Here is an 8,949-nt window from a genome sequence, read left to right as displayed (position 1 = left end):
GGGATCCGCGACGCCACGCCCGCACCGCTCTCCACGACAACCTCGAACCCAAGCCCGAGATACCGCTTCACAACCTCAGGTGTCGCTCCCACGCGACCCTCGCCGGACGTCACCTCTTTGGGTACACAAAGTCTCATCGGTGGCCTCCGCGCATCTTGTCCCGTCCAGCGGTCATGTCTTCAACTCCCTCCGCGGACGATCCGTCGCCCGCGTCTGTCACCATGGAACTGGCGACGGCCCCATGGCCCTCGCACGCTTCCTCGAAATCGGATGGCCGGTCGCTCAGGATGCGACGGCCACCTTCGGCATCTCCTCGACCACCTCTTCCGGGAAGGTCGGATAGATCCCGTGCGAGCGGCCCATCTGCTGGGCCAGCGCCAGGACGCAGTCGATATACGGGGTGCTGATTCCCCCGAGGCGGCCCATCTCCTGCACCGCCGTCAGCAGCGCATCGAGTTCGATCGCCCGGCCCTTGTCGACATCCTGCAGCATCGAGGTGCGGTGCGCGCCGACCTTGGCCGCGCCGTTGATGCGGCGCTCGACGTCGACCCGGAAGGTCGCGCCGAAGGCCTCGCCGATGGCCTGGGCCTCGAGCATCATGTTCTTCGCCAGCGCCCGGGTGCCGGGATCGGTGGCGATCACGTCCAGCGTCGCGTGGGTGATCGCGGAGATCGGATTGAAGCAGAGGTTGCCCCACAGCTTGATCCAGATGTCGTCGCGGATGTCGTCATAGTATTTCGGCACGAGGCCGCCGGCCTCGAGCGCTGCGCCGAACTGGCGGACGCGCTCGCTGTCGGTGCGGTTCGGCTCGCCGATGCCGAACTGGTTGCCGTATTTGTGGACGATCACGCCCGGGTCGGCGATTTCGGTGGCCGGGTAGACGGTGCAGCCGATCACCCGCTGCGGGCCGATCGTGTTCCACTGGCGATTGCCGGGATCGACGCTCTGCAGGCGGAAATCCTTGAAGCGCTCGTCGAGACCGTGGAAATACCACCACGGCACGCCGTTCTGGGCGGTCACCACCGCGGTGTCCGGCCCGAACAGCGGCACCATCTGCTCCGCCGATTCCCAGGCCTGGTGGGCCTTGAGGCCGCAGATCACGTAGTCCTGCGGGCCGAGTTCGCGCGGATCCTTGGCCGCCGGCATCCGCTCGACGATCTCCTCGCCATCGAGGATCAGCTTGAGGCCGTTCTGCTTGATGGCTTCGAGATGCGGGCCGCGGGCGACGAGCGAGACATCCACGCCGCCGCGTTTCATCATGACCGCCATGTAGCCGCCGATCGCGCCGGCGCCGAAAATGCAGATCTTCATCTCGTGAATTCCTTCCAGGTCATGCAATGCTGCCGTCCTGGCGACCGTGCGCCGTGAACAGGCGGAGGCTGCGTGCGGCACCCGGGCCGGACCGGGGAATGCTCCCCACACCCGCGGCGCCACCGGCATCCTCCGGTCCATTCGTCAGCGCAGCGCCGGAGCCGCGGGTCAACGCGTCACGTCGGGCAGCAGGATGAGAATGTGATGGAGTGCGGTCGGCGCGGTCAGATCATCGCGGCCAGGGAAAAGTGCATCGTCATGGAGTTCCACCCGTCGTTCTGTCGTTTTGTTTTTCTCTGGTATGCAAGATGCCAGAGCACGACGGAGTGTCAATCCCGGCCTGCTGCGACGAAATGGCGGCAGAACGCCCCTGCGGTCATACAGCGCGGCAACGCCCCGCCGCCCCGGCTGCGACACCCCCCTGCGACAGCAGGATCAAGTCCATGAAATGCATTGGAAAAGCAGGCCTTGGCCGGGGCCGGTGGTGTTCATGCCAGCCACCGGATCGGCGGCCGCAGTCATGGTGCAACGCGGCGATCCTCCGTGTTGCATATTTTCTGAAGGCCCTTGAAGGGAAAATGAAAAGGCCGCCGCGGAGGGGTTTCCGCGACGGCCCGAGGGTCTGCACTGTCCGTGACGTCAGGCGGCGCGGACCTGCTGGAGGAATCGGCGGACCGTTTCGCCGAGCACGCCGGAGCGCTCGAACAGCGCCTCGACCGAGCCCTGCATCTCGGTGCTGAGCTGGCCGGTGCGGCGGGCGTCGTTGCTCACCTCGGTGATCGCGTGGGTGACGGTACGGGTGCCGGTGGCCGCCTCGTTGACGTTGCGGGCGATCTCCAGGGTCGCGGCATTCTGCTGCTCGGCGGCAGCGGCGATCGCGCTGCTGCGCTCCGACATCTCGCCCACCAGCAACCGCGCGGCCCTGGCCGATTCCATCGAGACGTTGGCAGCCGCCTTCATCTCGCTGATCTCGCGCTCGATCTCCTCGGTCGCCTTGGCGGTCTGGCCGGCAAGGGCCTTGACCTCGGAGGCGACGATGGCAAAGCCGCGTCCGGCCTCGCCGCGCGCGCCGCCTCGATCGTGGCGTTGAGGGCCAGAAGGTTGGTCTGCGCGGCGATGTCGTTGATGAGGGTGGTGACATCCCCGATCCGGTCGACCACGCTGTTGAGCGCGGCGATGGCATTGCCCGAACGCTCGACCTCGCGCACCGCGTCGGCGGCGATGCGGGTGGAGGCCCGGACCGCGTCGTTGACCTCGCTGATCGAGGCCGACAGCTCTTCGGTGGCGCTGGCCACCGTCTGCACGTTGGCCGTGGTCTGCTCGGACGAGCTCGACACGCTCATGGCCCGCTCGGTCGTGCCGGCGGCGATGCCCGCCAGGGTGCCGGCGGCATCGTTCAGGCGGCGCGAGGCGGCGACGATCTCGTCGCTGACAGCGCCGACGCTGGCTTCCAGATCGGACGCGACCTGGATCATTGCCTGGCGACGGATCTCCTCGGCACGGCGCCGGTCCTCGGTGGCCTGGATCTCGAGAGCACGGGTGCGCAGGAGATTCTCGCGGAACACCACGAGCGCCGCATTCATCCGGCCGATCTCGTCGGCCCGGTCCGAGCGCGTGACATCGACGTCGAGGTCGCCGTCGGCAAGACGGGCGGTGACGCCGGTCAGGACCGACAGCGGACGCGAGATGAGCCGGAAGTTGAGGAAGGCGAGCAGCGCGGCAAACAGCGCCACGGCGATCGCGCTGGCGAGACTGATCAGCTCCATGAGATCGAGCGCCGACTTCTGGTCCGCCGAGGCAACGTCGCCGATCGCTCGCAGAGCCGAGGTTGCCTCCACGATGGCGTCATGGGTCTCGCCGACGAGCCGGCTGCCGTCTCCCGTCAGTTCCATCGCGCGGGCGAGGTCGACGGTCATCGGATCGCGCATCAGCAGGATCTGCTTCTCGATCACATCGGTCTTCCACGTCGTCCAGATGGTCGATGCGGTATCGATATGATGCTTGGCATCTGCGGCCGTCTCTTCGTAACGCGCTGCGAGTTCGCGGATCTGCCCCTCGATCGCAGTCGAGGCCTCCTCGATCGCGGTCACGTAGCTGCGGTCGCCCGTGAGAAGAAAGTTCTTCATCGCGAGGTTCTGCGCGGTGATCGCGAAATCGAGGGCAACGGTCTCGTCGAGGATCCCGATGATCCGCTGGTTGTTCTCGACGATGGTCGTGGTCGTGGTGGCGCGGTCGTAGATCACCGCGCTGGCGCCGATGGCGAGCAGGGCGAGCAGACCGAAGGCCGCAAGGCCCTTCTTGGTGACGGAGATGTTGTTCAGCATGTCATTGATCTCGAAACTGGCGCGGGGATGAACCGGCTGTCCGGGCAACCCCGGACCGGGCGAGGTGATGTCAGCTTCCGGCCTCGGCGCGGCGCTGGAGCTCGGTCAGGTTGATCTCGACCGTCACCGCGCCGATCGGCGTCGTTCCGGCCGCATCGGTCAGCGTGTAGCTGAGCTGCCCGCGCCAGACCTTCACCTCGTCGTCCCACTCGGCCTCGTCGAGGAACATGCCGTCGCGACCGGCATCGAAGGTCTTCTGGAACTTGCCTTCGTCGCCCTGCCAGAAGTCGCTGGTGATGGAGCTCTGTCCGACATTGAGGCCGTTCTGGTCCATCACGAAGATCTCGGCATAGAGACCCAGCGAGCGGCCCTGCATGCGGGCGAGATAGACCGACAGCGGATTGGAGAGGGTCGCGGCGATCAGCGGCTTGTCGGCCGACTCGCGCTCGGCCTTCCACTGGTTGTCGAGCCGGTCGATGTCGGTCTGGCTGACCTTGCCGATCCGGTCGTTCTGAGCGCCGACCGACACACGGACGATGTCCGTGTCGATCCAGCCGCGGATGTCCTGCATCACGGCAGGGGTCAGCAGCGCCTTGAAGTCCGGTGCGGGCGGTTCGGCCGCAAGAGCCGGCGCGGCAAGCGCGAGGAACACAGATAGCGACGTGAGTTGAAACCTAGGCATTCCGCCCTCCTTGATTTACGGAGGAGCTTCGATTGTTCAGCTTAATATTCAATGAAATCAGAAAGTCGCGACCGTTATTTCGCAGCGCACGAAATTACGCTCGGAAGTTGCTGTGCCAGTTGACTGGACTCATCCTACAAGTGGGGCGTTCATTCAAAATCAGGTCGTTGCGAGAATCAGATTGCGCGCGATCTGCCCGGCACGGCGACCGCAGACTGCAGGGTTCGGTACTAAAGGAGAGGAGACGAGACCAGAAAATGTTCCATTGCGGGCATGGAATTCCGCGGCTCCGCCGGTATCGGGCCATCCAACACGCCGACGGCTTTCAGTTTCTCCACGACAGCCGCATCGTCTCTAGGTAGCTTTGCGTAGATGCCAAGAGGGAAGCAACGATCGCAATGTCTGCTACACTCGGCGCCGACACTCCGGCTGAAAGGGCCCGACCCTTGAATCGTTCCGTCGATATCCTTCTCGTGGAGGACAATCCGGGCGACGTCGTCCTGACGATGGAGGCGTTCCGGCTGGCGGGCATCCAGAGCCGGATGCACACCGCCGAGGATGGGGAGAAGGCCATAGCGTTTCTCGATCGTATCGGCACCGACCGCGACACGCCATGCCCCGATCTGGTGCTGCTCGATCTCAACCTGCCGCGCGTCAATGGCAAGGACGTGCTCGCCCACATCAAGCAGCATCCGGCGCTGCGCCGAATTCCCGTGATCGTCCTGACGTCGTCGGATCGGCCGGAAGACATCGCGGAGAGCTACGACCGCCACGCCAATTCCTACATCATCAAGCCGATGGAAATGCGCCGCTTCGTCTACATCGTGACGAAGATCGACGAGTTCTGGTTTTCGGCGGCAACGCCCCCGCCGCAGTGACCGCCGGGGGCGTGCGCCGGCCGCTCAGACCACCTCGAATTCGAGCAGCCGGTAGAAGCCGAACAGGCCGGCCGGCCGGTCGGAGATGAAGCGCATACCGGGCGCCGCTTTCAGCGAGGCCGCGGTGATCCGGGCATTCCAGCCGAGCGCGCGGAACAGGGGCGCGAACAGGTGACTGAACAGGGCACGCGGTCCGCCGTCGGCCGCAAAATGGCTGACGACCAGCAGACGCCCGCCCGGGCGCAGCAGGCGGCGGATCTCGGCCAGCACCTTGTCCGGCTCCGGAACCACGGTCATCACATACATCGCCATCACGGCGTCGAAGCTGGCGTCCGGAAAGCTGGTGGCCGACGCATCCATTTCGAGGATCGCCTCGACATTGCGCAATTCCTCGCTGCGGACCCGGCGCCGCGCGATCTCCAGCATCTCCGGGCTGAGATCGATGCCGGTGACCCGCATGTCGGAGGGATAGTGGGGAAGCGAGATCCCGGTTCCGACGCCGAGTTCGAGAACACGGCCGGTGTCGGCGGAAAGCGCCTCCACGGCCGTGCGGCGGGAGCCATCCATCAGCCGGCCGAACACCGCATCATAGATCGGTGCCCACCGGGCATAGGCCTCGACAACGTCACGCTCGCGCAGCCGCGGCGCGGCAACACCCGCCGCCGTCGACCGCCGCTCGGACAGGCCTGCTTCGCTCTCGTTCATCCATGTCTCCGTTGGCTGGGTCATGGCCGCGCGGGAATTCAGCCGGCCGGACAGGAAGCCGTGCTCGCACCTCCAACACGCGACGTGGGCGATTGGTTCAGCCGAGCCCGGCCGAAAGTCGTTCGGTCGCAGGCGCGGCATTCGCCCCGATGTCGAAACGGCTCGTGGTGGCGGCAATGAAGCCGCCGCCGAGCACCCGGGCACCCTCCCCGGCCTCGTCATAGAAGACGCAGGCCTGGCCCGGCGACACGCCCTGTTCCCCGTCGAGAAGATCGACATGCACGCCGGTCTCGTCGCGGCCAAGCAGGGCCGGCTGCGGCGGACGGGTGGAACGCACCTTGGCCATGATTTCAAGACCACCGGGCGGAAGATCGGCCAGCACCCCGTCGCCGATCCAGTTGACATCGCGCAGATGCAGCCGACCGGTCATCAGCGCCTCGCGCGGTCCGACCACGACCCGGCGCGAGCCCGACTCGAGGCGGACCACGAACAGCGGCTCGCCGAGCGAGACGCCGAGGCCTCGTCGCTGGCCCACGGTATAATGTATGATGCCGTCATGGCGGCCGAGCACGCGCCCGTCCACGTGGACGATGTCGCCGGCCTCGGCCGCGCCGGGCTTCAGCCGCTCGATCACATCCGCGTACTTGCCGGTCGGCACGAAGCAGATGTCCTGGCTGTCGTGCTTGTCGGCGACCACGAGACCGAGGCTGCGCGCGATCTCGCGAACCTCGGCCTTGGTCAGGCCGCCGAGCGGAAAGCGCAGATAGTCGAGCTGCTCGGGCGTCGTGGCGAACAGGAAATAGCTCTGGTCGCGGTCGAGATCGACCGGGCGGCGCAACTGGCGCCGGCCGCCGACAAGGGCCGAGCGCACGTAGTGGCCGGTGGCCAGCGCCTGCGCGCCGAGCTTGCGGGCCGTCTCGAGCAGATCGGAGAACTTGACGGTCTGGTTGCAGGAGACGCACGGGATCGGTGTCTCGCCGTGGATGTAGCTTTCGGCGAAGCGGTCGATCACCGCGCTGCGAAAGCGCTCCTCGTAGTCGAGCACATAATGCGGAATGCCGAGCGAGGCCGCGACGTCGCGGGCGTCGTGGATGTCCTGTCCGGCGCAGCAGGCGCCCTTGCGATGAACCGCCTCGCCATGGTCGTAGAGCTGGAGCGTGACGCCGACGACGTCATACCCCTCGCGCTTGAGCAGCCCGGCAACCACGGAAGAATCGACGCCGCCCGACATGGCGACGACGATGCGGGTGTCCTCGGGGCGCCCCGGCAGATCGAGACTGTTCAGCATGCCAACACTCGCTTTGGGATGAACGCCGCAGGACGCCACCCTCTGCGCCCGGCAACCGACGCCCTGCGGGGCGGCGGCGACCTGAGGCGCGAAGATCGGACGGAATTGCGGGCGTTGCCGGTCGGCAATATTTGCCACCACTCCGGCAAGGCTTGCCGCTCCCGGGTGTCATTCCCGGATCCGTGAGGCCGGAACCTACCGAAATTCGCACGGCCTGTCATCCGACGACGATGTTTTCGCCCGGCTTTCGGCGCAGGCGCCACATCCGGCGCGGCTGGCCCGCCACTTGCTAACAATTGAGGCAGTCACGAGGAACCCCATGTCCGCACTGCCGATCTCCCTGTTTCCCGTCGCTGCGACGACGTCCGTGCCCCAGCCCGCGGGCCTCGGCGCCACGACGGGCGTGATGACGGCAACGGCGTCGTTCGGGGCCGTCCTCGCCGGCACCGCGGCGATGGCACCGTCCATGGACGAGGCGCCGGCCACCCCCGTGACGATGGGCGCGGCCGGGCCTCTGATGACCTCCTCCCAGCCTGTCGCGATCCTCCCGGCATCCGGCACGGCGATCCCTCCGGCCTTGTCCGCGGCCCCGGCCCCCGCGCCCTCCGTCGATGGCGCTGCGCTCCCGTCACAGGCGACCCAGGCTCCGAGGACAGTGGTACAGGCACTGCCGGCGCAGGTCGGCGCAGCGGTCCCGGCTGTGTCCGCACCCGTGGTGGCCGCGTCGCCGGCCCCGGTCACGACGACGCCCCCTGCAGTCACCCCCGCAACGCTGGCTTCCGCCAGCCTCGCGGGGACTGGTGCGGACGCAACCGCTGCCGTTGTCCTCCCGTCCGCAGCGCCCGCGGTCGAAGACAAGTCCCTGGACGCTGCGGCTCCGCTGCCGCCCGCGGCCGCGCCGACTTCGATCCCCGCACCCTTCGTCGCTGCCGCCGAAGCGTCGGTGCCCTCGGATGCTGCCGTGTCCCTGCCGTCCGGGGACGACCCGGCCTCCGGCATCGCGCCTCAGATTGCAACCGCAACTCCTCCGGCCGTCGCCTCGGCGCCTGCAGCCGCCTCGGCCGCGACGGTCGACCCCGCCGTCAGTTCCACCGCGGACGCCGCCCCGCCGGCCGATGACAGCGACGCCGGTGACGAGCTCGCAAGCCTGTTGACGATCCTGCCGCAGCCGGTCCTGCCGCCGGCGATGCCGGGCTATGCAATGGCCGTCGCCTACGAGATCACCGGCGAGGTTCATGCGCCGGAACCGGCCGCGACGCTCACTGCCGCCGTCGAGGCGCCCGCCGGATCGGGCCCGGCGGCGGCGCGGATCGGCGAGGCGGCCCCCCCGCAGCGCCCGCGATTTTCGCCGCACCGACGGCTGGTTCCCCCTCGTCTGTTGACGACAGCATCGCGGTTCCGGCCATGCCGGTCGCCTCGTCGATCGCGGACGAAGCGACCCGTCCGGTCGTCACGTCGCCGGCACCTGCGGAGGCGATGGCCCCTGCGGCGTCGCCTTCCCCCTCCGCCATGTCGTCCACGGCTCCGGCCGCGACCGTCGAAGCGGCCTCGACGATGTCGCCGGCCGGTACGACCGTGTCTGCCTCCATCGCGCCACGGCCGCCTCAGGGTCCGGCCGCCGCCGCCCGCCCCGCCGACAGCCCCGCCGATAGCATCGACGCCGCGCCGGTCGCTCCGGGTCGGAGCCCGGCCCGTGACCCGGCCGTTGCCCCGGAGTCGTCCGCCACTTCCCCCGTGCGCCCGGTGGTCACCGCTCCGGTT

At 67.8% G+C, this 8,949-nt stretch carries 5 protein-coding genes and 2 pseudogenes; 1 reads left to right on the top strand and 6 read right to left on the bottom strand.

Annotation, left to right across the window (positions count from 1 at the left end):
- The 4 genes and pseudogenes from A6302_RS21575 to A6302_RS17900 form a co-directional block, all read right to left on the bottom strand.
- Positions 1 to 137: pseudogene (locus A6302_RS21575) on the bottom strand (NAD(P)(+) transhydrogenase (Re/Si-specific) subunit alpha); the annotation flags it as partial.
- A 145-nt stretch (positions 138 to 282) separates the two neighbouring features.
- On the bottom strand, positions 283 to 1,311 hold the full coding sequence (locus tag A6302_RS17910; protein ID WP_069308183.1) for a 2-dehydropantoate 2-reductase: 1,029 nt from the start codon (positions 1,309 to 1,311) through the stop codon (positions 283 to 285).
- A gap of 639 nt (positions 1,312 to 1,950) precedes the next feature.
- Positions 1,951 to 3,635, bottom strand: a pseudogene (locus A6302_RS17905) (methyl-accepting chemotaxis protein).
- Positions 3,636 to 3,705: 70 nt separating this feature from the next.
- Positions 3,706 to 4,317 (bottom strand): hypothetical protein, encoded by a 612-nt coding sequence (locus A6302_RS17900; protein ID WP_069308182.1) that lies wholly within the window; start codon positions 4,315 to 4,317, stop codon positions 3,706 to 3,708.
- A gap of 446 nt (positions 4,318 to 4,763) precedes the next feature.
- On the opposite strand from A6302_RS17900, the gene A6302_RS17895 reads away from it, so the two are divergent.
- Positions 4,764 to 5,195, top strand: a complete 432-nt coding sequence (locus A6302_RS17895; RefSeq protein ID WP_210183381.1) for a response regulator — start codon at positions 4,764 to 4,766, stop codon at positions 5,193 to 5,195.
- Positions 5,196 to 5,219: 24 nt separating this feature from the next.
- On the opposite strand, the gene A6302_RS17890 is transcribed toward A6302_RS17895, so the two are convergent.
- Together A6302_RS17890 and mnmA are read right to left on the bottom strand one after the other, a co-directional pair.
- Positions 5,220 to 5,900 carry a class I SAM-dependent methyltransferase gene (locus tag A6302_RS17890; RefSeq protein WP_169833619.1) on the bottom strand — a complete coding sequence of 227 codons (681 nt, stop codon included), beginning with the start codon at positions 5,898 to 5,900 and terminating at the stop codon, positions 5,220 to 5,222.
- A gap of 97 nt (positions 5,901 to 5,997) precedes the next feature.
- The gene (mnmA, locus tag A6302_RS17885; RefSeq protein ID WP_141703898.1) at positions 5,998 to 7,188 is read right to left on the bottom strand and encodes a tRNA 2-thiouridine(34) synthase MnmA; all 1,191 of its coding nucleotides are present in this window, start codon (positions 7,186 to 7,188) and stop codon (positions 5,998 to 6,000) included.
- Positions 7,189 to 8,949 lie beyond the last annotated feature (1,761 nt).

This window comes from Methylobrevis pamukkalensis (assembly GCF_001720135.1).
In the GTDB taxonomy this organism is placed as follows: domain Bacteria; phylum Pseudomonadota; class Alphaproteobacteria; order Rhizobiales; family Pleomorphomonadaceae; genus Methylobrevis; species Methylobrevis pamukkalensis.
The sequence above is the reverse complement of the archived record's forward strand: the minus strand, read 5'-3'. Positions and strand labels throughout refer to the sequence as shown.